A 22392-nucleotide genomic window follows, 5' to 3' on the forward strand; every position below is an offset into this window, starting at 1 on the left:
AGCATCGGGAGGCGGGGCTATTTTTACGCACCCACCTGCGCATTTAAAGGTTCAGCACAGGTGCCGGTGGTACGGTAAAACAGCGGGCATCAGCCCCGACCGCAGAGGAACCAGCGGCTCCACACAATCAAGGAAGAACGCCACCATGGGACTCAAAGACTGGATAGCACCCTTTATTACGCTACTCATTGGTGCTAGCACCATCTTCATCTCCTACAAGAACTACCAGGCGCAGGCGGCGGCAAAACCCTCCGAACTGGCGCGACTGGAACTGTGGAGCAAGCTCCTCACCGAAGCCGGCTTGGACCTCAACGCCCTACCCGACCCCGAAAAGCTCACCTCCGACCAGCGCGTCGTCCTCGAAAACTACCGGGTCTTCCTCAAGCGTGCGTCCCTCGAATCGAAGCTGCGTAAAGTTGGCATCGACAGCAACCGTATCTTCAGCCTGCTCATGAAGCGTGCGCACTCTTCCGTGAAGCCTACGCCCATCCCCATTGGCGACTCGATTAGCTACTACCGCCTGATTCTACGTGCCCTGCTGTACATTTGGGTTCCGCTGGCCGTGATTTTCATCGGCGTGCCCATCATCGTGGTCACCATCGCCTACCTGATTGGCCTGTTCACGAACCACCGCGGCAATCTGTCTGACTTTGCACTCTCCCCGCTCGCCGTGGTGCTCCTGATTGTTGGTGCGGTCGCCGTCGGTGCCCTCGTGTACCTGCAGAACCGCATTATCTCCGCCATTATCGCGAACAATGTGTACTTTTACTTCTGGGATATTTACGGCTCCAAGAAGGGCGCTCGCGACTCCAAGGACGCCTACAGCGAGCGCCTGGCGGCTAAAACCTACGCCGACCAGCTGTTCCTCGGTCAGCAGGAGTTCGCTCACCAGTTCCGCGAGAACATGTACATGGCGGGTATTCAGGAGATTGATGAGTACCCGCGCGTGCTCAGCGACAGCGTGATGCTGCCGCGCAACTACCGGGTTGCGGAAACCACCGAGGGTGAGGACCGTATCGACCGCTTCGTGAACTGGGTGCGCTCCAAGATTGGTTTTGAGCGCCTGGAACCGCGCATCATCTACAGGCTCGAACATAAGGACGCGCACAAGGATGCGAAGAAGGAATCCGCGCACGGTGAGCCGGTAGCTACTGAGCAGGGTGTTTCTGGGCAGCCTGTAGAGGCGCCGGCTCAGGATAAGCCGGAGGATGCACAGAAGGCTCCGGAGGCGCCTGCCTCTGCGGAGTCCGCCTCGGAGGAGCCCATCGTCGCGGAGGTGTCCGTCGAGGCTCCTGCCGAGGTACCTGCCGAGAATCTGGCTGAAGTACCCGTTGAGGATGCGCCCACCGAACCCGTCATCGGAGGCGCCACCGACTCTTCTGCCGCAGCTGGGGCAGACGACCCCACGGAGGCGTTCACCCGCATCCTGCACGATGCTGCCGGTCATGAGAACACCGGTGAAAAGAATGCCGCCGGAGAAAAACCCAGTACTGAGAAGCCTAAAAACTAAATAGCCCGCCCGAGGCACCGAAAACCGGGCATGAGAAAAGGGTCGCAGCCTACGAGTTCGCCATTGAACCGTAAGCGTGCGACCCTTTTCCTTTCCCTTCAAGGGCGAGCAGAATCGGAGGTACCACCCGACCAAGAAGAGCCAAATGATGCGCCCCTCCACCGGTAGAGGTTGCCTGGCAGAAGAACCCGCCGAAGCAGGTTGGCAGAGCGCCCGGCAGAGGGTGCATCACGCTTGAGGAACCGCCCCAGAGCCCACCGGAGAGGGGGCTGAGGGAACAGAAAACCCCGAGCTGGCGCATCTCTACATCTTCAGATTTCTTACATCATCAGAAAATAACTACATCTCGGGGTAGGGGAGGACGATTCGCGCTCCGGGTGGGACCTACCCACTCCCACCCGGAGGCGAATCGTGGGGATGTTCGCAGTGTATTGAATACATCCCACCGAAATCCCTAACGAACGTTCGGGGTTTCAGTATCAGCGGTATATGAGCCTACCGCAGTCTATGCCGCAACCTCGGGGTCGCGGGAGATAACAACCTTCACCACGTTGTGCTCAGCAGCGTGGCTGAACAGGTCGTAGGCTTCCTCGAACTGGTCGAACGTGAAGCGGTGGGTTGCCATCGCCTTAGCGTTCAGACGACCCGAGCGGACCATGTTCAGCAGGTTACCGACGGTGTTGCAGTTGACCAGACCCATGTTGATGCTCACGTTAGAAATCCACATGGTGTTCAGCGGCAGCTCAACGGGCTTGCCGTGCACGCCGGCATTCGCGATGTTGCCGTAGGGGCGAACAATCTTGGTGCAGGTCTCGAAAGTCTGCGGAACGCCCACAGCCTCAATTGCCACGTCCACGCCCAGGCCGTCGGGGGAGAGTGCCTTAATCTTCTCGATGAAGTCCGGGTCGCCCGCGTTGACCTTATCGGTTGCGCCCAGCTCCAGCGCCTTGTTCATGCGGTTATCGTCAAAATCGACGGTGATGACGCGGCCGGCACCGCAGAGGTTAGCGGTCATGATAGCGCCCAGACCCACGGGGCCTGCACCCACCACAGCGACGGTGTCGCCGGGCTTGGTGTGACCGTTCAGAATACCAATCTCAAAACCGGTGGGCAGAGCGTCGGTGAGGAAGAGGACGTCCTCATCGGTCAGACCCTCCGGAACCAGGTGAACCGAGGTCTCTGCGTAAGGAACACGCACGTACTCAGCCTGGGTGCCGTCAATCATGTAACCGAAAATCCAGCCGACACCGCCAACGGTCTGGCAGTGCGAAGGCTGGTTTGCCTTACAGTAGGAGCACTTACCGCAGCTGGTCACGGCGGGGATGATGATGCGGTCGCCGACCTTCAGATCAGTCACCGCGGAGCCAACCTCGGTAATGGTACCGACAGCCTCGTGGCCGAGGATGCGTCCGTGGTCCACCTCGGGGCAGTCGCCCTTCAGGATGTGCAGGTCAGTACCGCAAATGGTGGTGGTGTCGACACGGGCGATAACGTCCGTGGGCTCAAGAATGGCGGGGTTCGGGACTTCCTCCCAGGCGCCCTTCTGATCGGGACCGTGGTACACATATGCCTTCATGGTGACTCCTTCGTTGAAGCTCTGATGAGGGTGCAGTGACTGCTTTATCACTACATGTATCAACCTATAAGGAATATTTGATAGGTTGTATTTTCATTAAACCCGACGTGTTGAATTAAGCGCTTTTATTACGCGGAGTGTATCTTTTAGTTCTTTAAACATAAACATGATTCAGTTTGGGTATTTAATACCTGTAAATAACGCACGAGGCGCACCCCCGAAAATAGGGATGCGCCTCGTGCGTTATATGTAGAAAAGTTGGGTTCAGCTGGGCTTAGCCCTTCAACTGGGTTTAACTCTTGAGCTGGGCACGCGCTCGCGAACGAACCGCCGTCACCGCCCACACCAGCACAAAAGCCGCCACCATCGACAGCACAATCGTGCCACCGGTCGGCAGGTTAAACGCCCACGACAGGTACAGGCCAACAATCGAGCAGATACCGCCAAACACCGGCGAGAACACCATCATCGACCCCAGTCGGCGGCACGCCAGGCGCGCAGCCGACGCCGGAATCACCAGAAGCGCCAACACCAGCACATTACCGAGCGTCTGCAGACCCAGCACCACAGAAATGGTCACCAGAACGTACAGCGCAATATCCAGGGCAAGCACCGGCAGGCCCATCGCGCGGGCACTCTCGCGGTCCAGGCTGACCGTCACAATCTGGCGGTGGAACAGCCACAACACCAGCAGGATAACGGCACCCATAATCGCCGCATTGGTAATATCCTCATTCGAAACGCCCACAATCGAGCCGAATAAGAAATCCTGCACCGAACCCGAATAGCCCGGCGCCAAAGAAATAATCACAATACCCAACGCAAAAGACGCGGCAAAGAAAATACCAATGACCGAATCCTCGCGCAGCCGCTGATTCTGACTAAAAATAGCCACCAGAATAGCCGTCACCACGCCCGCCGTCAGGCCGCCCACCATCAGGTTACCGCCCAACACGAACGCCACCGCCAGGCCCGGGAACACCGAGTGCGCCACCGCATCGCCAATGAAGACCATGCCGCGCATCAGCACGTGGCAACCCACCACGCCGGTGACCACCGACGCGAGCAGTACCGCCGCCAGGGCGCGCGGAAGGAACGCCAGCGACGGGTTGAACAGGTCGGCAAAAAAATCGAGAGGAGTAATCAACGGGCACCCCCGGTAGAAGCAGAATCAGCGTGGGCGGGGGAAGCGGTGCAGGAATCCGGCAGCTCGTGGCCGTACTCATCCAACGCACCACCGGCACAGGTGAAGCCCGTGCGGGCGTGGCCCTGCGCCTCCTCAATATCGTGACCGTGCAGCCACGTGTGCAGCTGCTCCAGACTAAAGGACGCCGCCGGGCCATCCAGGTGAATATTGCCGCGCACACCGCATAGACGCGAGCAGGACTCGCGCGCCGCCAGCATGTCGTGCGTGGACATTAGAATCGTGATGCCCTCGTCCGCCAACTCACGGTACAGGCGAGTCAGAGTGGTCTGAGTGGGTGCATCCACACCCGTAAACGGCTCGTCCAGCAGCAACAGGGAGGGGTTCGCCGCCAGAGCGCGCGCAAGCAGCACTCGCTGACGCTGGCCACCTGAAAGCTCCGCGATGGAAGCGTCCTGCAGGTGCAGAACATCGGTGCGTTCCATCGCCGAAAAAACCTGCACCCAATCCTTCTTCGCCGGGCGGCGGAAGAACCCAATCTCACGCACGCGACCGGTCATCACCGTATCCTTGACTGTCAGCGGAAAATCCCACTGGAACTGGTGCTTCTGCGGCACATAACCAATATGCGCACGCGCCACACGCGGCGACTCACCCAACACCCGAACCTGCCCGGACGCCGGGCGAATCAGACCCAAAATGGTGCGCAGCAGCGTAGTCTTACCGGCACCATTAGCACCAATCAGACCCGCAAACTCGCCACGCTCCAGGGTCAGGGACAAATCCTTGAGGATGGAACGGCGCGCGTAGCCAGCGTACAGATTTGAAATCTCTAGAACGGGCTCAGTACCCGCTGTTACCGATGCGCTCACGAACGGTCACCGCGCACTTCATCCAGTGCCTCACGCTGTGCGGAGGAGCGGCGGCGGAACGAAAGGAACGCGCCCACGGCAATCACAGCTGCCACGCCTGCGGCAATAGCGCCCCAGGGGATAGTGAACTCTGCCTTGTAACCGCTCTGGTCACTCGCTGCGGCGGCAGAAGAAGAACCGGATGCCTGAGTACCGGATGCCTGAGAAGCAGAGGTAGACGAAGCATCGGAGGAAGCAGAAGAAGCCGAGCCCGAGGAACCGCGCGCCTGCGCCTCCATCGCGTACAGGGCATCAGCGCTCGCAGAATCACCCACCGCAAACTTCAGGTAGCGGGTATCAGACACGGTCGAACCGTCAGACAGCTCAGCGCTCGCGGTAACCTTCAGCAGGTACTCGCCGGGGGCGGTGAACACCCAGTTTGCGTGGGTGTGAGTGTTCTTCTCCACCCACAGCTTCTGCGGCTCACTCTTGGTCGAGGACCACAGCACCTGCGGTGCCGAGAAGTTGCCGTTCTCCAGGTACAGGCTGAACGTGCCGGGGCCGCTCACCTGCTCCAGGGTCAGGTTCACGCCGCGGTTCAGCTTGGACACCAGCTGCGGATCCTGAGTGTTCCAACCCGGCCAGATCACGCCCTTAGTTTCGGTCTGCGGAATGACGTACACCTTAGAGCCGGCGGGCGCACCCACGAAGGAGTAGCGCGGGTCGTTCGGCACCTCAAGGATCGCCTGGTCGCTACCGCGGTAGATGACCTCGTCCAGGCTGCGCCAGACGGGGGTTTCGCCGTGGTCGTCGTGGAGCATGAGCTCAAACTTGCCGTTGTTGAAACGAGGGCCCATATCCACGTGGCCGGCGGAAATTTCGGTGCGGCCGGATGCGACCGGCTGCTCCGCCGACAGGGTCTGGGTGAGGGCGCGCTCGCCGCGGCTGAGGTTGCTGTCGCTTGGCTGAGCCGAGGCGCTCTCAGCGGTTGCCGGGGTGGTCTCCGCGTGTGCTACACCCAGGGGTGCGAGCATGAGGCTGGCACCCAGAGCCAGGGCGGGCAGGGCGCGGCTACGTGAGGAACGGGAGGGGGTGGTTGAGTTCATCATGAGGACTTCCTTGAATCATGACCTAGGTGGTGTGTGAAAGATTATCTATATGCTGATATGGCTATATGAGCTTGTGGGTAGCTTAAAACCGGGTTACGAGGTGCTAGCCTCCGAGCAGCTAGCGCCCGAAGAGTCGCCGCCAGAACTAGCCCCAGAACACAGTGCAATCGTGTGAGCATTCGCCAGCATCATCTGCGCGTAGTGAGGAGCCTGCGCATCCAGAGTGTCCGAATAGAGCACCCCGGTACGCACCTGCGCCTCCCGAGCCAGCTCCGTGAGAACCGGTGAACGCATCGCCGTGGACTTATCCAGGTAAATCGCCGGAACCTTCAAATCCTCGACCGTGCGGCGCAGGCGCTGACGCTGCTGAATACTCGGCTCGCCGCTCGCGCTGGCACTCACAAAACCTGCAATGTGCAGTCCGTAGGTGCTCGCCAGGTAGCGGTAGCCGTCGTGCGTGGTGACCAGGTTGCGTGCCGCCTCCGGCAGGGCCCCGTACACCTGACGCAGCTGAGCGTCCAGGGCATCAAGCTCCTTCATGACCTGCTCGGTGCGGGTCGCATACTCGCTCGCACCTGCCGGATCGGCGGAGGTGAGCGCGTCACGGATGACCTGCACGCTCGCCTTCGCGTTCGGTACCGAATGCCAAATGTGCGGGTCGATTTCGCCGTGCACGTGCTTGCCCAGAACCGCCTGCGCCAGCAGGTACACCTGACCGCGGTGCTCCGAAGCGCCCGAACGCAGGAAACGGTAGCTGCCGCCCGCGGGCACCTCCTGCAGGGTGCGGGAGGGGACCGCGACCACGGTGCGGTTCAGTTCGTGCTCGACGGCGCCCTGGGAGGAGTCCGCGCGGAGCACGAGCCTGCCGTCGCCGGTGCGTGCGGTAATATCGGCGTGACCTGCGGAAAGAACCTTGATGTCCGAGGTAGAAACGTTCTGTTCCTTCGCTAGGCGGTCCACCAGCTGCTGCGGGTCGCGACCGACCGCGCAGTACAGGGTGCCGCGCGAAGAACGCACCGACTCCGGGGCGTTGACCGCGGTGGCGCTCAGCTCAATGGCGTACTCGCCGGCATCACTAAACGCCCACGACAGGTGCGTATGCGCCTGCAGGGGCAGCTCCAGCGAACCCATGTCGCCGGTGCGAATCGCGGTGTCCCCCTCACGGGTGAGGTTCACGCCGCGCGCATGCGAATCGCACAGCATCTCCACCGCACCGAAGGTCTGCGTAATGAACGCCGCCAGCTGCGCATTCGACGAATCGGTGGCGGTGCGCGCCCGCACGCTCTGCACCTCAAAGCGCATGCCGGCCTCCGAAGAATCGGCGGGTGCAGACTCGTTCTGACCGCCCTCTTCAACGCGCAAACCCAGCCAGATGGAGTCCAGGGAGGCATCCTCAACAATGGCTTCTAGCTTGCCGCCGTACTGCTCAATCTTCTCCGCAACAGCCACGGACACAACCCCGGCGGGCAGGTTCGCCTCAACCATTTTGGAGAGCTTACGCTGCTCCAGCAGCAGGCCGTTCGTCAGGGCGCAGCGGGCGTAGGCAACATCGCGGATATCGCGCAGGCTTGGCTCGTACGAGTGCGGGTCGGCACCGGCGGGCACGAGGGAGTGCACGCTGGCGCGCTCGCCGGCAATCTGCTGCGCCAAATCCGCCAGGATCGGGGTCGTGGCGACCACGCGCATCCGGTCGGAGGAAGCGTTCTCGGTGGTGGCGCATCCGCTCAGTGCGAAGGCGCCAGCCCCCACCCCGGCACCTGCCGCAATGCGGGAGGCGAGGGTGAGGGCGGCGCGTCGACTATAGGCGTGTGACCCCTTGCTGGTATGCCCGCTATGCGGCGTCACCGCTGCGGCCCTTTCGGCGTGCCGAACGCAGAATCATGGCACCGAGCGCCAGCGCCAGAATGGAGGTGCTGACCATGAACGGGTCGATGACCACACCGGTGTTCGGCAGCTTACCTGCGGCGGCTGCCTTCTGAGCGTTCGCGAGTTCCTGGCTGGTCAGGGCGCAATCCTCACCGGATGCGGTCTTACCGACGATGCGCACCTTGGATCCGTCGGGCTTGGTGACGATGCCGGTGGCTTCGTCCACGGTGCCGTTGACGGGGTTCTTTGCGGTGCTCTTCTCGCCGCCGGTGTTAGCGCCGTTAGTGTTGCCGCCGTCCTGCTTGGCACCTGCCGCACCCTGTGCGTTGTTGCTTGCCGGGGCGTTATCGGGGTTGCCGACGGTGAAGTGCAGAACCGATTCGCTACTGACCTGCTGGCCGTTCTTCAGGCGTGCCGTCCAGCCGATGGTCACGGTGTAGCGGCCCTCGGCGGTGAACACCCAGTTGCTGTGCTGGTGGGTGTTCGCGGGCACCTGGAAGGAGCCGCCGCTACGCGAATCGAAGACCTGCTGACCGGCGGAACCGAAGTTACCGGAGAGGAACGTGGACATGGTGCCGGGGCCCTCAAAACCGTTGAGGCTCATGGTGACGGGGCCGTCGAGCTGCTTGAGCAGTTCGGGGTCCTGGGTGCTCCAGCCGAGCCAGGGCACGCCCTGCTGCTGGGTTGCACCAATCATGTGCACGGGGGTGCCCGCCGGGGCGATATTCTCCATGCCTGCGGGCAGGTTGAGCTTCGCGGCGTCATTGAGCACGAACTCGAGGGCGCCGGGGGAGACGTGGCGGGCGGGGCTGGTGCGGTCGTCCTTCACGCTGCTGGTGAGGTTGCCGCCGTTGAGCACGGGACCCACGTCAAAGTGGCCGTGGGTAACTTCTTCACGGCCGCTGTGCTCAGCGGTATTGACTACAGCGAGGGTGGGGATGCTGGTCGGTGCCTGGGCTGCCTGGTTGCTCTGCTTGTTGTCCTTCTGAGCGTCCTTGGAGTCCTTAGAGTCCTTGGCATCTTCGGCGGGAACCTCGGTGGCGATGCACTGCTGGTTCAGGCTGCCGGGCAGACCGGAGGACAGCACACCGTTGCCGGTAATGCCGCCGCCGTTACCGCCGGGCGCGGTGACGTTCTGGGCGTTGGAGCCCTTCACGCTGCGGGAGCTGCCGTTATCGCCGCCACTCTTGTTTTCGCCCTTGTCGGAGCCGTTATTGGTGGCATTGTCGGTGCCGCTGATAGCGGTCACGCCGGATCCGCCCTGGGCCGCCTGCTCACCATTCGCGGCAGACTTCGCGCCGTTCGGGTCGGTCACCTGTGCGGCGTTCTGACCCTTCACGGATGCGTCCACGCGGCGAATACCGGTGGATGCGCTCGCCTCCGCAGATGCACTCGCCTCAGCACTTGCGGAAGTAGATGCACTGGGGGTGCCGGTGGCGCTCTCGGTTGCGGTGGAGGTCGCCTCGGGGGTAGTAGTCGCCTCGTTCGTGGCGTCCTTGGTGGCTTCCTTCGCGGTGTTCTGCGCGTTCAGGAGCTCGAAGCCCTCCTCGGCGTTGGTGCCCACGGCGATGGTGTAGGTCGCTTCGGAGCTGACCGGGGTGCCGTCCGCAAGGATTGCGGTGGCGCGGAAGGTCAGCTGGTAGATGCCGTCGCGGGTGAACGCCCAGCTGAGGTGCTCGTGGCCGCCAGCGGTGATGGTGTGCGGTGCGAGCTGGTCGTTGGTGCTGAAAACGCGCGGGTTGTCGCGGCCGGATTCGGTGAAGACTTCGGCGCGGCCGCCTTCGGGTACGCTACTGCGCACGAGTTCAAGGTTGATGGTGTTGTCCTTGAGGGCGCCGGGGCGGATTCCTTCCGCGCCGAGGCCGGGGTAGAGCAGGCCGCGGGTGCGGGTGGAGGGAATGTAGAAGATGTCGGTGTCTTCGGGGGCAATGTAGTCGTAGCCTGCTACGACCTTGGTGTGTGCATCCTCGACGTCAGGCAGGTGGAAGACGGTGCGGGCGGGGTTGAATCGTCCCTGCTGGCCGGGGGCGGTGTCTGCAAGGGTGCCGAGGGTGAACTGGTTGCCGTCGAGGAATGCGTTGAGCATTTCGGTGTGCACGCCGGCGATGACGTAGTCGCCTTCGTAGTTGAGGTAACCGCGCGACTCGGTGCCCGCCTGGGGGCCGGCCTGGTTTTCCTGTGCCTGTGCGGCGGTGAAGGTGCCGACCTGGGGGAGGGCGAGGGGTGCCCCGAGTGCGAGGGTGCATCCGAGGGTGGTTGCGCTGAGTAGGCTCAGGGGTTTGCTGCGTCCTTGCATGGTGGCTCCTTGGATGACTGCTCGTTGGCTGGTACGCTACCCGATGCTCCCGGGGTGTGCCCGGTGCTTGTCCCGGCGGCCTGTTGCCGGTTTCTCCCTTGCGGAAGGGGTGCGCTCTGCCGTGTTTTCTCTTTGTGGATGTACGTGGTGTGCGTTTTTGGGCGCGCCTCTGCGCACATGTGTTTCTGAGAATCACTATACTCAGTTAGTTTCCAAATGACAATTATTTGCAAAAGCGCTACCCTAAGAAATAGAAAAATGAGAAAGGTTGTCATGAGCCCTCAGAAGCAGACCCAACGACGGGTCACCACACACACCCCCGCACTCTTCATCCCCGGCGGCAAGCCCGCCCTCCGCCGCGCCGCCGCGTTCCTCTCCGCCGCAGCACTGCTCGCGCTCGCCGGTGCAGCCCCCTCCCTGCCCGCCGCTGCAGGCCCCGACGACGGCAAAATCGTCACCACCAAGGGCCACGTCGACGCCCCCAAGGCGTACTGGGACGAACAGAACGGCACCTTCGTCCTCATGAACGAGGCGAACCCCTACAAGACCGGCGCAGACACCTACGAACTGGACAAGACCGTCAACTGGGTCGGCAAGGGCTACAGCACCAGGGACGGCAAGTCGCAGTACACCATGACCCTGGGCGACTCGCCCTCCCTGGCGTTCCTCGGCGAACCCGGCCAGACCCTCTACATGGCACCGCACCTGACCTACGGCAACCAGGACCCCATCTGGGCTGGCCTGGGCGCCTCCACGAAGGTGCCCACTGAGCGTTTCCGTGACGGCGTGTTCGCTACCGACATTCTCTCCGTTGAGGGCCCCGGCCGTATGGAGCTCTTCCGCTACAACCCGGATGACGCCCCCGCCGACGTGTACCGCATGCTCTCCAGCAGCTCGAACGGTTGGCACTCTTGGCTGCTCGACAAGGGTAGCCACACGCACAACACCACGACCTTCACCCGCCCCGGCCGCTACGTGGTCACCTACCGCACCGTGGCGCGCTCCACCGACGGCCGCATCATCAGCTCCAAGCCGTCGAAGCTGGTCTGGCAGGTGGGCGGCATGCAGCCTACGCTCGGTGACGGCACCCCTACCGCCGTACCCACGGTCGACCGCTACAACGCGGCACCCGTTGGTGACCTGGACGCCGCAAAGTACGTGCTGTCCGTGGCGCCGCACCGCCTGGACGCCGACCCGGCAAAGAACAAGGACGCTGACGACAAGCTCAGCGACATCACCTTCACCGCCGCGAATAAGAACCTCAAGGGCACCCTGACCCTGTACAACAACGGCTACTTCCTGACCGACCTGCCGGTCGTGAACGGTACCGCCACCTGGTCTGAAATGCTCGGTAGCGAGGGCTCCCAGTTGCAGGCGGTCTTCACCCCGGATACCTCCGACGCGAACAGTGCGGAGGCGTCCCGCTGGATTTCGCACAAGCTCACCTACGAGCCCGGTAAGGCTGAGAGCGTGTACAGCGACGACGGTAACGGCTCCTGGCCCGAGGAAATCCCGGATCAGGCGAACACCGTGCTCAGCACTGAGCAGTACACGCCGACCAGCATGGACTACGACGTGACCGTCACCCCGAACGGCAACGGCTTCAGCACCGTTGAGGTCCGCTTCAAGGACCCGAAGGTGCGCGGCTTCATGCGCGGCGGCTTCTACGCCCAGGACGACCCGGTGTACCCGTACCTCGACCTGGAAGGCTCCGTCGAGGATGGTGTGGCGCGCTTTACCTTCCGTGACGAGTCGTTCTACAAGGGCACGGCTCTGCGCGTGAAGATGCTGACCCACCCGGATATGAATGCTTCCGCCTCCACTACTGAGGTTGCGGCGAACTACGAGCCGGGCACGAAGTACACTGCGCACGGTGCGCTGGCTCCCGATAGCGCACCCATTGGCGATGCACCGAAGCCTGCTCCGGTAGATCCGTTGCCGAGCGCTGAGCCTACCGTCGCGCCTTCTGCTGAGCCGAGTGAGGCTCCTTCCGAGGCGCCGACCGCTGAGCCCAGCACCGTTCCGTCGGTGTCCCCCAGCGAGGTTCCGACCGTGCCTGCGGTGCCGACCGCCTCCGCAGAACCGAGCGTACCTGCCCCGGCGCCCTCCACTCCGGCACCGAGCAGCCCCGCGCCCGCAAACCCGGAGCCGTCCAGCCCCGCGCCCTCTGCTCAGCCGTCCACTCCCGGAACCCCGGGTCACCAGTGCGTGCCCGGTCAGATTGACGGCCGCGCCAAGATTTCGAAGGGCCACCTGGACATTCAGGCGACCCTGAAGGACCGCCAGCTGTCCGTGGGTCTGCGCGACGACAGCGGCATCATTGACGCCGATTCGACGGTGCGCCCGCTTGATTCGGTCGTGTGGACGGTCAGCGAGAACGCCCGCCGTGTACGCACTGAACGTATGGCTGATGAGAAGCTGAACTTCATGGGCCCGGTCGGTACCGCGTTCTACGGTCTGCCGCAGACTCAGCAGAGCGGCCTGCCTTGGCCCGGCTACAACACGCAGGATATTGACTACAGTCAGCTGCGCGGCCCGGTGCGCCTGCACGTGGTGCCGAAGGTCATGCCTGAGGGTGCACGCTTCGGCATGTTCACTGAGTCGCTGAATGGTGCGGATGTGCTGCTGGATTCGACGACCGGCAAGACCAGGATCGACATTGATTACGCGACGCACGCGCACGCGAACTGGGTGTTCTCTGAGCCCGGCCAGTACATGTTTGATGTGCACTATTCCGCGACCCTGGCTGATGGTACTGAGGTGAACAGCCCGGTGCAGCAGCTTGCGGTTGCTGTGGGTAAGAAGGCGTCGGATGCGTGCTCGTTTGAGACTGCCGTGCCGAAGGACCCGAACGCTGCGTCGGATGACTTTAGCGGTGTGCGCCGTGTGGATTCGGCAACCCCGGGCGGTGCTGGCGGTAATGCTGGTTCCGGTCAGGCTGGTCAGTCCGGTGCCGCGCAGTCTGGTCAGTCCGGTCAGGCTGGTGCTTCTGGCGCTGCCGGTGACGTGAACGCGCAGGGCTCTGATTCTGCTGATGGTTCTGCTGGCGGCGTATACCCGGGTGGTGTTTCCGGCGGTGGTACCGGTGGCGGCTCCCTGGGTCAGTCTGGTGTGTCTGCTTCTTCTGGCAACTCCCAGCAGAGCGGCCTGGCACGTACTGGTTTTGGTGCGGTGTCTGTGGCTGTGGGCGGTGCGCTGGTGTTGGGTGCGGGTACTGTGATGGTGCTGCGTTCTCGCCGCCGCGCCTCCTAGCGTTCGCCGCGTGAGGACACGCTGATACGGTGAAGCCCCCGCGGCTGAGAGGATGACTCTCGGCCGCGGGGGCTTTCCTGTGCCCAGTTCTCTGCACACGGGGTTGATGCCGTGCTACATATCGACGTCGGCTAGGCCTGTGACCTTCTCACGACTCCTGAAATAAAGAATGGTCATACCCCTATCGTCCAACTCATTCACCCTCGCCACATCATCCGGATTATCCATATCAGGCCAACGCTCGTTCTCAATCCTGAATCGCACAATCGCCAAGATTCGATAGTTATTGTGGGTGGTCGGACCAAAGGCAGCAATCTGTTTATCGGAGCGGGTGTAGAAGCCCACCATATCCTGGTCTTCAACATTCAGTGTTTCGTAATACACGATGCTGTCTATCGCGTTAATGGGGTAGCGGGTTGGGTTGGGTGACCAGACGCGCTGCTCAATACCTTCAGGGGAGAGCTTCACATATGCAACAAGAGTATAGCGACTACAAAGGAAGAAAAATAATACAAGGCCAACACATAGCAAGTTATACCAGATGCCCATATTTCCACTATGACTATTGGCCATATAAGCACTAAAAGGGAGTAATGGATTAAATATACAAATCCATACCTCAAAGCGATTTACTCGCCTAATGTAAATTCCCTGTGCTTCTTTTTTCTTATCTTGGTGTCGATTAATCTCGTACCTAATAATAATGTAGGGGATAGAGAGAATGGACAGTACTAAAATAATTCCCCAGAAGATACTAAAGATGGTATCTAGCATGTTTACTCCGCTACCTGGGTGTTTGCCGTTTTCATGAATATTTCCTTGTGGTTGGTGAATAGGGTTCGGTGTTTGGGTCTATCGTATCGGCTGCTGTGCGGTACTACATCTTGATATCCGCTAGGCCGGTGATTTTGGTGCGCCTTCTATACAGCTTCCTGAACAGGGGTTGCGTCCACTCGAGGTTATCCCACGTATCAACCCACGCCAGATCCTGCGGGTCCCGCATATCGGGCCAGCGGTCAAACTCGAGCCGGAACCGTACGATGGCCAGCAGCCGGTGGTTCTTGCCAACGGGGTCAAGCTTGGCGATTTCCTTGCCTTTCTTGGTGCAGAAGGTGGCCTTGTCAGACCCTACCCCAGTCCATTCCAATTCTTCCTCCCCCTCACCCTGGAAGTAGAAAACCTGGTCGATAGCCCTAATCGGGTAGGAGGTCACGGCGGCAAACGGTGAGAGCTTCTGCTCCACATCGTCGGGCGTGATTTTCGTGTACACCAGGTGAACGTGCAGAAAGTGGTAGGGGAAGAAGAGCATCGGGATGAACGCCAGCAGGTTGAAGAGGATACCGAGCTCAGTCTGCGTGTAGAGGTAGAGAGCGAAGTAACCTGCCGGGAGTATGGGCGTGAGAAGGCATACGAGCGCTTCGCGGCGGGGCACGCGCGTAATGTAGATGCCCTCGTCGCGGAGCTTCATGTCCTGACGTCGGTGCCTACCATGCAGAACAATGATGGTGATGGCACCAACGATTGATGCGAGGGTGCAGGTGCCCCAGAGCAGAAGGAAAAAGGTGTGCATGATGCGTGCTCCTCTTTCGCGGTGTGGGTGGTGTTTGTGCCGGTCGCGGCTCTTCGGATGCAGGGGGTAGCCGGCGCTTATTGGGTGGGCTACATGTAGACGTCGGCAAGGCCGGTAACCTTCTCCCGTTCCCTGAAATAAGCCGCCACAGAACCAGCATCAAACACATCTACCGCGGCAACGTCCTCTGGATTATTCATGTCGGGCCAGCGGTCGTTTTCGATACGGAACCGGACAATCGCCATGAGGCGGTAATTCTTGTGAATAATCGGGCAGAAAGCGGCAATTAGTTTTCCGGATTTACTGTAGAAAGACACAAGGTCCTGGTCGTCTGTAGAGGTTGCCTCGTAGTATTCAATACCGTCAATAGCGTTGAAGGGGTAGACGGTCGTGCGCGCCGACCACATGCGCTGCTCAATACCTTCAGGGGAGATCTTCACGTAGGCAATGTGTACGTACCAGGCATACATCATGAGCCCGATTGACAGAAGTAATGCAATTGATTCATAGAAGATGCCCGCAGACCCATCGTCTACAAGATGAAGGTAGAACAAAAAGCACGGGAACCCTGGGGCAAATATTGCTAGAAGAGCCTCTGCCTGATTAACTCGCCGGATGTACGCGCCTTGGCGGCGGCGCTTCATATCCTTCCACCGCTGAATTTCGTAATTGGTGATGATATAGAGTGTCCCGGGTACCGAGATGAAGGCCAGGATACCCCAGATAATAATCAGGAAAATGCGCATGGTGGGTTCTCGTTTCGTGTGGTTGGTGAATAGGAAGGGTGCGCGCTCCGTCCGCGCATCCCCGGGAGCCTTCAGCCTTGCAAGCCGGGCTACATGTCAATCTCAGCCAGACCCGAGATTTTCTTACGGAACTTGAAATACGGAATGACTTCAGCGGGGTTATCCAACCGGTTCACCTTATCCACATCAGCCGGAATATCCAGGTAAGGCCAACGCCCGTACTCAATCCTAAATCGAGTCATAAGCAAGAGATAGTACTCATCATAATTCGGGTTCAACGGGTTAATGCGCGCCCGCGACTTAGTGAGGAACCAGGTGCGGCTTGCGGTATCTTCATCCGTGGACTCGCTATACACGACGCTATCAATAGCGCCGAGGGGGCAGATTCTCGACCCGCGAATGGGGGTGCGCTGCTCAATACCTTCAGAAGAAATCTTCAAGTACGTGGCGTTAACGCTCCACAGGTAATACAAGAGGAAAGCAGTCATGAGCATGGATGCAATGTCTACAAAAGAGTTAGTCTCGGGGCCATTGAGCGACAAAAAATAGCGGATAATCGGGAAGCCCGGGAAAAAGACAATAATGTACGCCAGCAGCGCTTGCATGCGACTAATGTAGACGCCTTCACGCTTCTTCTTCTCGTCACGGCGTCGATTAATGATGTAGGCGGCAAAGGTGAAAAGCGTGAAAATAGTCGTGATGATGGAGCATGCGCCCCAAAAGGTAATAGCAAATTCTTGAGACATCATTTAGCTATTCGCTCCTTCAATCAGGTAGGAGTCGAGTCGGTGATGGTAGTGGAGTGCGCATCGAGGATGCGCTGCAGGTGCTCCGGGATGTACTCGCCGCCAGATGCTGAAGCACCCACGGAGGATACGGTTGAGGGGCGCTCGCAGGCACGGTCATCGCCACGTGAACGAACGCCCCCACCCATCGCATCATCGGTTACTAGACCAGACGACGCGGTTTACTTATCCATCTCGTAGACCCAGCCGCCAGCGTTGCAGTAACGCTTGCCGTCCTTCTCGATGATGTAGTAGCCGGGTTCGTGGTTCTCGCACTTCTGGATAACCTCACGAGCCTCTCGGTTAGACTTCTCAAGGTTCGCGGCACGAATCTGGAAGAAAGCAAACGTAGCAATGTACGCCACCAGAACCAGCACGAGGGCAGTAATCGCCATGCCCTTACCCTTGCCGGTGCCATTCTTGACCATGACCAGAGCAATCACCGCGAAAACAATGGTCGGGATGGTCAGGAACGAACCAATAACAAAGATGCCGGTCAGGGCGGAAATAATACCCAGAACCAACGCGGTTACAGCCGCCCACTTCTTCTTCGGTGCCTCGACGGGCGCTCCGTATGCGGGCTGTGCGGCGGGCGCCTGCTGGGTGAACTGCGGCTGCTGCGGTGCAGCCGGCTGCGGGGTGTTTTCAGACATGAAAGTCCTCATTTCGTATGTGGTTGGTGAATATCCGGAAGCGCACCACCCGAAGGTGGTGTACCTTCCCCGAGGATACTCTATGTGCTTGAAAGCTCTGACAAGTGAAAATGTCGAGCACTTTGATGGTCTATGGGTTAGGTGGCTAAAAAGTTAACTCGGCGCAAGGCTCGGGTGAAGACTGGGCGACCATTCACCGGCGGCACTCAGGTGAGCCGCTGCTGGCATGCAGAAAGCCCCTGGTCTGAGAGATAATCTCTCAGCCCAGGGGCTTTCTCTATGCGGGGTTCCACGGTTTAGCTGGCTGCAGGTTCAGCCTCCGGGTCCTCCTCGTCTTCCTTCTCGGGGATAGCGACACCCACAGTCAGGTACCTCTTCGCCAGCAGGTACGAAGCAATCACCGGCACCACGTACACCAGCGACAACCCGCTACCGGACTGCACAACATCCACGGCAAGACGGACCGCCGCCAAGCATCCACCCAAACCCACCAGGGCAACGCAGAAGCCACGCAACACACCATACCCGGCAGTGCCCTCCTCAAAGGTCGCCGCCCACAGCTTGAACAGGGCGCGGCGCACAAAAATCAGGAAAACCGGCACCAGGCACAGCACCCCCGAAACACCCACAGGCTCATAACCGGCAGTGGCGAACGAAACCACCGGAATCAGCAGGCAGAAGAACGCCATCAGAGCACTCACACCCAGCACCACCAGGCGTACGTACCGGTTGATGCGCTCCATGCGTCGCAGGTTAGGGATCTCCTCGCTCGGCTCCGCGGCGCTGTAGAAGAACAGCAGAAGAACCAGCGCGGACACCGCCACATACCAGGGCGCAAAATTGATGCCGTCCGTCTGCGGGGTGAGGGCAACCTGTGGGACACCCGCCAAGGAGAGCGCAGCGAGCAGAACAATCGCAGTAACGCAGAGCGTGCCCACCGTCAGCAGGAAGTAATGGTACGCGCCGCCGTTCTTTGCATCCTGCACACCGTGCTCACGCGTGCCGTCAATCATCACGACGGAAAACAGCATTGTGGAGATGGATAGGATACTCCACGCGTACTCACCCGTCACGACGGGGACAAACAAGAGAAGCACGGACGCGGAGAAAAGAATCCACAGGAGCACTCGCTGCAGTGTGGGCGAGGAGGCGATAGCTTCTCCAATAAAGTCGATAATAAATTCGCCGATAAAGCTCACGGTGGATTCCTTTCTGCGGGGGAGGAGTTACTCTTTGATCTCTTCGAAGCGGAGGACGCTGAAGTCGAATTCATCGTTACGGGTGGAGAAGGACTTGTACGCCCTGTATTTTTTGCCCGTCTCAAAATTCTGGAGGTACTTGCGGATGGGTATACCATCAGGGGATTTGCTTGATGTGATGATTCCGCACTCCTCTGTTTCGAATTCGCCGGAGATTGAGTAGGGGTCCTCGTGTTCAATGATTTCGACGGAGGTAACAGTGCAGATAGCGGATTCATTGCTCGGGTTGTAGTTGGTCATAAAATGTAAGGACACAAGGCCCCCTAGCATGACTGCCACGAATATGATGACGTCGCGTGCATCCCACGCAGCTTTTGCTTTTTTGCGAAGATACTCTTTGAAGTCGACATTATTCTTCTTTTTCTTGATGTATCTCTTTTTGCGGGTCTTCTTTATAGCCCCAGTTTCGGTCATGTAATTTGCCTCTGGGTAATTCTTTTTCTTCGAGGTGTTCCTTTTCTTTGAAACATTCTTTTTCCTCGGGGAGTTCTTTTTCACTGCTCTTCACCTTCTTTCTGGGTTGCAGGCTGTTACTCTGGGATTTCTTCAAAGCGGGTCGTCTCAAAGAGCTGCGTTCATGGTGTGTACGTCCTTGTGCGGTAGTGGTTGGTGAATCATGCTCGCCCCGGTGAGGTGGCGGGCACATCCTTAGCCTATCGCACCGTATCTGACCAGAAGGTTAACTCGACGCAATGCTCCGATGAAGACTCGGCAACCACTCCGCGGATAACGCGAATCTGGGCTCAACCACCCGATTTCGTTAGCTACTCTGAGAGCAAATCCGCCCCTTCCGCACCGTTGCTGGAAGGCTGCCGGTCACCGATAGATAGAAAGGGTAGTGAACCACCATGATGATTACCTACACCATGATTGCCGTATGGGGTGTGATATGCCTTGGGCTGATGTACAGATTCTGCCGTTCCGCTATCGTCCATGAGATGAGTCGCCGCCACGACAAGAAGCTACGCGCCGAAAACATATACATCATCCGAGGTAAGCTTCGCAGCGTCATCCTGACCAGCGCCGCAGTTCTCGTATTTCCCGTCGCAATATTCCTGGCGCATCTACTTGGCGGCATGGGATTCCACCTTTTCTTCGACATCGCAGCGTTCTGCGCCATGTGCATCGCAATGTACTTCTTCTGTGAAGCCATTGAAGGATACTCCGAAATCTCGCCGGAAGGAATCGAAAGGGGAGAGTCATTCACAGACACGGTCTTCTACCCGCTCAACGCAATCGACGCGGTCTCATACAAGCAGGGCTCTAACGGTAGCGACCCAGATACCGTCACTTTTAAAACAAAATCAGGCAAGACGATTACGGATTTCAGCCCCGGCGATGACTGCTACTTCCTCCTCGCAATGACCCGATTCAGGATCGAAAACGACCGCTGGCCAGATGTCCAGAAGCCGAAGGACGATATTCAGGTTAAGGCGTGGATGAACTGGAACTCCACCATCCCGCACATCAGGGACAAGAAAATCACCGGCCTCGCCAAAGTAGACATGTAGCCCGCAATTTAGGCTGTTTTCAGCCCGTATTTAGTGCGTGTCCGGTGTGTTTCTCAACCAATATTTCCGCAATTTTTCTGTCGGAAGAACGTTGACTAGCCCGCATTGTCTAACCCTCAACTAGAAGGTGCACTATGCGCGCAAAAACATTAACGTTGAGGCTTACAATAAGAAAGGTTCAAAGCACAGCCGCAAGCCGTGCACGCACCATGTCACTTCACAGAAACACCGATCCCGAAAGGCACATCATGGCCACCAAGAAGCCCTCACGCCTCACCCGCCGCGCAGCACTCGCCGCAGCAGGCGCAGGCGCAGCAACCGCCCTCGGCGCACTGCTCACCCCCGCGCAGGCAACCACCTACCGCCCGACCGTGCGCCGCACCCCCTACAACGGCTACTACTCCAACCGTTACGGCCGCCGCACCCGCATCGTCATCAGCGACTACTACGGCAACTATTACTACTACGGCGGCTAAACCCTGCCCATACCCCCCCCGGATGCGCGGGGGACCGGCTGAGTGGCTGACGGGGCGACCCCGCGGCACTCAGCCACAAAACATATACTGGAAGACGGCACCACACTCGTGTAGTGCCGTCTTCCTGTTTGGTGCCTCAAGGCATCACCCGCGCCACGGTGCGGACTCACACCACAGATAGAGAGAACCCATGAAGAACGTAACCCGCCGATCCGCCCTCGGCCTGCTCGCAGCAACCGGCGGCGCAACCCTCCTCGCAGCATGCGGCGCTCAGCCCCAGGCAACCAGCGGCAACGCATCCGGTAGCGCTTCTGCTTCCGCGGCGGCATCTAAGACCGCACGCACCGACTACTCCGGCGTTGCAACCCTCGACGGCTACACCTCCAAGCCTTCTGACTACCAGCCCGGAACCCGCACCGAGCCTTCCAAGAACGCACCCGTGCCCGTGAAGCCTGCCGTTGCCAACGAGAACAGCGTCGAGGGCCTGTACCAGTCCATCGCATTCTTCGGTGCCGCCATTGAATACTACATGCGCACCGGCAAGACCGAGCCCCTGCGTGAATGCGCGGTTGACAACTCCGAGCTGAAAAACATGCTCGAGCCCGAAGAAGGCACCCTGGGTGCTGGCCTGCAGCAGGGCAAGATTTGGATGCAGGACCCGTCCGTCACCATTACCATGCTTACCCCGCAGCCTGAGCGTGACGGCGACGCCTACAACTGGGATATCCGCCTGACCATGGACAGCGGCGAATTCATTGCAAGCAAGGACCGCGTGGAGGAAGCTACCTCTGATTCGGACCGTAAGAACGATGTGGAGCGCACCCTGCACGGTGTGTACGAGAACGGTGCGTGGAAGCTGACCGGCATGCGCACTTCTTCCTCTTCGTCGTCTTCCTCTGCTTCCGCTTCGGCTTCCTAAAACTCAGTAGCCTAGAAACGCATAGTTTCTGAAATAGAAAGGCGCCCGCCCCGTGGTGTGAAACCATGAGGCGGGCACCATCACCGTAGATAGAGAGAACCAATGAAGAACGTAACCCGCCGATCCGCACTCGGCATGGTTGTAGCCGCCGGTGGTGCAACCCTCCTTGCCGCATGTGGCGCGCAGCCCCAGGCAACCGGTGGCTCTGCTTCCGAAAGCGCATCCGGTAGCGCTTCCGCTACTGCGTCGGCATCTAAGAGCGCACGTAGCGACTACTCCGGCGTTGCAGTCCTGGACGGCTACACCTCCAAGCCCGCTGACTACCAGCCCGGAACCCGCACCGAGCCCTCTAAGAACGCTCCCGTGCCCGTGAAGCCCGCCGTTGCCAACGAGAACAGCGTGGAGGGCCTGTACCAGTCCATCGCGTTCTTCGGTGCAACCATGGAGTACTACATGCGCACCGGCAAGACCGAGTCGCTGCGTGAATGTGCACTCGATAACTCTGAGCTGAAGAACTTCCTCGAACCTGACGCACGTTCCCTGGGCGCTGGTCTGCAGCAGGGCAAGATTTGGATGCAGGACCCGGCTGTCACTATCACCATGCTTACCCCGCAGCCTGAGCGTGACGGTGATACCTACAACTGGGATATCCGCCTGACCATGGACCCCGGTGAGTTCATTGCAAGCAAGGAACGCGTGCAGGAGGCCCCCTCTGAATCGGAACGTAAGGATGAGGTGAAGCGTACTCTGCACGGTGTGTACGAGAACGGCGCGTGGAAGCTGACCGGTATGCGTAATTCTTCTTCCTCTTCTTCTGCATCGGCAACTGCTTCGGCTTCTGCTTCCTAAAACTCAGGAGCCTAGAAGCG

20 protein-coding genes are annotated in these 22392 nt (G+C 59.7%); 6 read left to right on the plus strand and 14 right to left on the minus strand.

Translation table 11 applies throughout. The features are described from left to right. Window positions 1-145: 145 nt before the first annotated feature. Window positions 146-1510 carry a CoA-disulfide reductase gene (locus AB8E48_RS08165; protein ID WP_294629088.1) on the plus strand — a complete coding sequence of 455 codons (1365 nt, stop codon included), beginning with the start codon at window positions 146-148 and terminating at the stop codon, window positions 1508-1510. Window positions 1511-2015: 505 nt separating this feature from the next. On the opposite strand, the gene AB8E48_RS08170 is transcribed toward AB8E48_RS08165, so the two are convergent. The 6 genes from AB8E48_RS08170 to AB8E48_RS08195 form a co-directional block, all read right to left on the minus strand. Continuing rightward, window positions 2016-3086, minus strand: a complete 1071-nt coding sequence (locus AB8E48_RS08170) for an alcohol dehydrogenase catalytic domain-containing protein (protein WP_368886383.1) — start codon at window positions 3084-3086, stop codon at window positions 2016-2018. Between the two features lie 292 nt (window positions 3087-3378). Further along, a complete protein-coding gene (locus tag AB8E48_RS08175) occupies window positions 3379-4233 on the minus strand; it encodes an anchored repeat-type ABC transporter permease subunit (protein WP_368886384.1) in 855 nt (284 codons plus the stop codon). Next, a complete protein-coding gene (locus AB8E48_RS08180) occupies window positions 4230-5102 on the minus strand; it encodes a metal ABC transporter ATP-binding protein (protein WP_297605193.1) in 873 nt (290 codons plus the stop codon). Before AB8E48_RS08180 ends, AB8E48_RS08175 begins: the two co-directional genes overlap by 4 nt. Next, window positions 5099-6190, minus strand: a complete 1092-nt coding sequence (locus AB8E48_RS08185) for a choice-of-anchor M domain-containing protein (protein ID WP_368886385.1) — start codon at window positions 6188-6190, stop codon at window positions 5099-5101. Before AB8E48_RS08185 ends, AB8E48_RS08180 begins: the two co-directional genes overlap by 4 nt. Before the next feature lie 93 nt (window positions 6191-6283). Next, on the minus strand, window positions 6284-8035 hold the full coding sequence (locus AB8E48_RS08190; protein ID WP_368886386.1) for an anchored repeat ABC transporter, substrate-binding protein: 1752 nt from the start codon (window positions 8033-8035) through the stop codon (window positions 6284-6286). Beyond that, a complete protein-coding gene (locus AB8E48_RS08195; RefSeq protein ID WP_368886387.1) occupies window positions 8022-10352 on the minus strand; it encodes a TIGR03773 family transporter-associated surface protein in 2331 nt (776 codons plus the stop codon). Before AB8E48_RS08195 ends, AB8E48_RS08190 begins: the two co-directional genes overlap by 14 nt. Window positions 10353-10625: 273 nt before the next feature. Here AB8E48_RS08195 and AB8E48_RS08200 point away from each other — a divergent pair, with 273 nt between their 5' ends. Further along, window positions 10626-13604, plus strand: coding sequence for a choice-of-anchor M domain-containing protein (locus AB8E48_RS08200; protein WP_368886388.1), 2979 nt, complete (start codon window positions 10626-10628; stop codon window positions 13602-13604). A 114-nt stretch (window positions 13605-13718) separates the two neighbouring features. Here AB8E48_RS08200 and AB8E48_RS08205 read toward each other — a convergent pair whose 3' ends face one another. From AB8E48_RS08205 to AB8E48_RS08240, 8 genes are all read right to left on the minus strand, one after another. Next, window positions 13719-14378 (minus strand): hypothetical protein, encoded by a 660-nt coding sequence (locus AB8E48_RS08205; protein ID WP_368886389.1) that lies wholly within the window; start codon window positions 14376-14378, stop codon window positions 13719-13721. Between the two features lie 103 nt (window positions 14379-14481). Next, on the minus strand, window positions 14482-15174 hold the full coding sequence (locus AB8E48_RS08210; protein WP_368886390.1) for a hypothetical protein: 693 nt from the start codon (window positions 15172-15174) through the stop codon (window positions 14482-14484). A gap of 89 nt (window positions 15175-15263) precedes the next feature. Continuing rightward, entirely contained in the window at window positions 15264-15920 is a 657-nt protein-coding gene (locus tag AB8E48_RS08215) for a hypothetical protein (RefSeq protein WP_368886391.1), read from the minus strand. A gap of 89 nt (window positions 15921-16009) precedes the next feature. Continuing rightward, window positions 16010-16669 carry a hypothetical protein gene (locus AB8E48_RS08220; RefSeq protein WP_368886392.1) on the minus strand — a complete coding sequence of 220 codons (660 nt, stop codon included), beginning with the start codon at window positions 16667-16669 and terminating at the stop codon, window positions 16010-16012. 20 nt (window positions 16670-16689) lie between these two features. Continuing rightward, window positions 16690-16854 (minus strand): hypothetical protein, encoded by a 165-nt coding sequence (locus AB8E48_RS08225; RefSeq protein WP_368886393.1) that lies wholly within the window; start codon window positions 16852-16854, stop codon window positions 16690-16692. Between the two features lie 33 nt (window positions 16855-16887). Continuing rightward, window positions 16888-17358 carry a DUF4190 domain-containing protein gene (locus tag AB8E48_RS08230; protein WP_368886394.1) on the minus strand — a complete coding sequence of 157 codons (471 nt, stop codon included), beginning with the start codon at window positions 17356-17358 and terminating at the stop codon, window positions 16888-16890. Between the two features lie 296 nt (window positions 17359-17654). After that, complete coding sequence (locus AB8E48_RS08235; protein WP_368886395.1) at window positions 17655-18557, minus strand: hypothetical protein; 903 nt, start codon at window positions 18555-18557, stop codon at window positions 17655-17657. A gap of 27 nt (window positions 18558-18584) precedes the next feature. Then, window positions 18585-19115 (minus strand): hypothetical protein, encoded by a 531-nt coding sequence (locus tag AB8E48_RS08240; RefSeq protein WP_368886396.1) that lies wholly within the window; start codon window positions 19113-19115, stop codon window positions 18585-18587. Between the two features lie 350 nt (window positions 19116-19465). Between AB8E48_RS08240 and AB8E48_RS08245 the strand changes: the two genes are divergently transcribed. The 4 genes from AB8E48_RS08245 to AB8E48_RS08260 all read left to right on the plus strand — a co-directional run bounded on the left by AB8E48_RS08245 (window position 19466) and on the right by AB8E48_RS08260 (window position 22372). Next, on the plus strand, window positions 19466-20128 hold the full coding sequence (locus AB8E48_RS08245; RefSeq protein ID WP_368886397.1) for a hypothetical protein: 663 nt from the start codon (window positions 19466-19468) through the stop codon (window positions 20126-20128). 248 nt (window positions 20129-20376) lie between these two features. Next, the gene (locus AB8E48_RS08250; protein ID WP_368886398.1) at window positions 20377-20604 is read left to right on the plus strand and encodes a transcriptional initiation protein Tat; all 228 of its coding nucleotides are present in this window, start codon (window positions 20377-20379) and stop codon (window positions 20602-20604) included. Between the two features lie 190 nt (window positions 20605-20794). Continuing rightward, window positions 20795-21523: a DUF6318 family protein gene (locus AB8E48_RS08255; protein WP_368886399.1), complete on the plus strand. Its 729-nt coding sequence runs from the start codon at window positions 20795-20797 to the stop codon at window positions 21521-21523. A gap of 102 nt (window positions 21524-21625) precedes the next feature. After that, the gene (locus tag AB8E48_RS08260; RefSeq protein ID WP_368886400.1) at window positions 21626-22372 is read left to right on the plus strand and encodes a DUF6318 family protein; all 747 of its coding nucleotides are present in this window, start codon (window positions 21626-21628) and stop codon (window positions 22370-22372) included. Window positions 22373-22392 lie beyond the last annotated feature (20 nt).

Source organism: Rothia mucilaginosa, from assembly GCF_964211445.1.
Classification (GTDB): Bacteria; Actinomycetota; Actinomycetes; order Actinomycetales; family Micrococcaceae; genus Rothia; species Rothia mucilaginosa_E.

Excerpts from the sequence above, each read along its gene's own strand:
- AB8E48_RS08210 (WP_368886390.1), bottom strand. The coding sequence starts at position 15,174 with ATGCACACCTTTTTCCTTCTGCTCTGGGGCACCTGCACCCTCGCATCA.
- AB8E48_RS08185 (WP_368886385.1), bottom strand. The coding sequence starts at position 6,190 with ATGATGAACTCAACCACCCCCTCCCGTTCCTCACGTAGCCGCGCCCTG.
- AB8E48_RS08230 (WP_368886394.1), bottom strand. The coding sequence starts at position 17,358 with ATGTCTGAAAACACCCCGCAGCCGGCTGCACCGCAGCAGCCGCAGTTC.
- AB8E48_RS08165 (WP_294629088.1), top strand. The coding sequence starts at position 146 with ATGGGACTCAAAGACTGGATAGCACCCTTTATTACGCTACTCATTGGT.
- AB8E48_RS08205 (WP_368886389.1), bottom strand. The coding sequence starts at position 14,378 with ATGCTAGATACCATCTTTAGTATCTTCTGGGGAATTATTTTAGTACTG.
- AB8E48_RS08260 (WP_368886400.1), top strand. The coding sequence starts at position 21,626 with ATGAAGAACGTAACCCGCCGATCCGCACTCGGCATGGTTGTAGCCGCC.
- AB8E48_RS08215 (WP_368886391.1), bottom strand. The coding sequence starts at position 15,920 with ATGCGCATTTTCCTGATTATTATCTGGGGTATCCTGGCCTTCATCTCG.
- AB8E48_RS08255 (WP_368886399.1), top strand. The coding sequence starts at position 20,795 with ATGAAGAACGTAACCCGCCGATCCGCCCTCGGCCTGCTCGCAGCAACC.
- AB8E48_RS08195 (WP_368886387.1), bottom strand. The coding sequence starts at position 10,352 with ATGCAAGGACGCAGCAAACCCCTGAGCCTACTCAGCGCAACCACCCTC.
- AB8E48_RS08245 (WP_368886397.1), top strand. The coding sequence starts at position 19,466 with ATGATGATTACCTACACCATGATTGCCGTATGGGGTGTGATATGCCTT.
- AB8E48_RS08225 (WP_368886393.1), bottom strand. The coding sequence starts at position 16,854 with ATGGGTGGGGGCGTTCGTTCACGTGGCGATGACCGTGCCTGCGAGCGC.
- AB8E48_RS08250 (WP_368886398.1), top strand. The coding sequence starts at position 20,377 with ATGGCCACCAAGAAGCCCTCACGCCTCACCCGCCGCGCAGCACTCGCC.
- AB8E48_RS08200 (WP_368886388.1), top strand. The coding sequence starts at position 10,626 with ATGAGCCCTCAGAAGCAGACCCAACGACGGGTCACCACACACACCCCC.
- AB8E48_RS08220 (WP_368886392.1), bottom strand. The coding sequence starts at position 16,669 with ATGATGTCTCAAGAATTTGCTATTACCTTTTGGGGCGCATGCTCCATC.
- AB8E48_RS08170 (WP_368886383.1), bottom strand. The coding sequence starts at position 3,086 with ATGAAGGCATATGTGTACCACGGTCCCGATCAGAAGGGCGCCTGGGAG.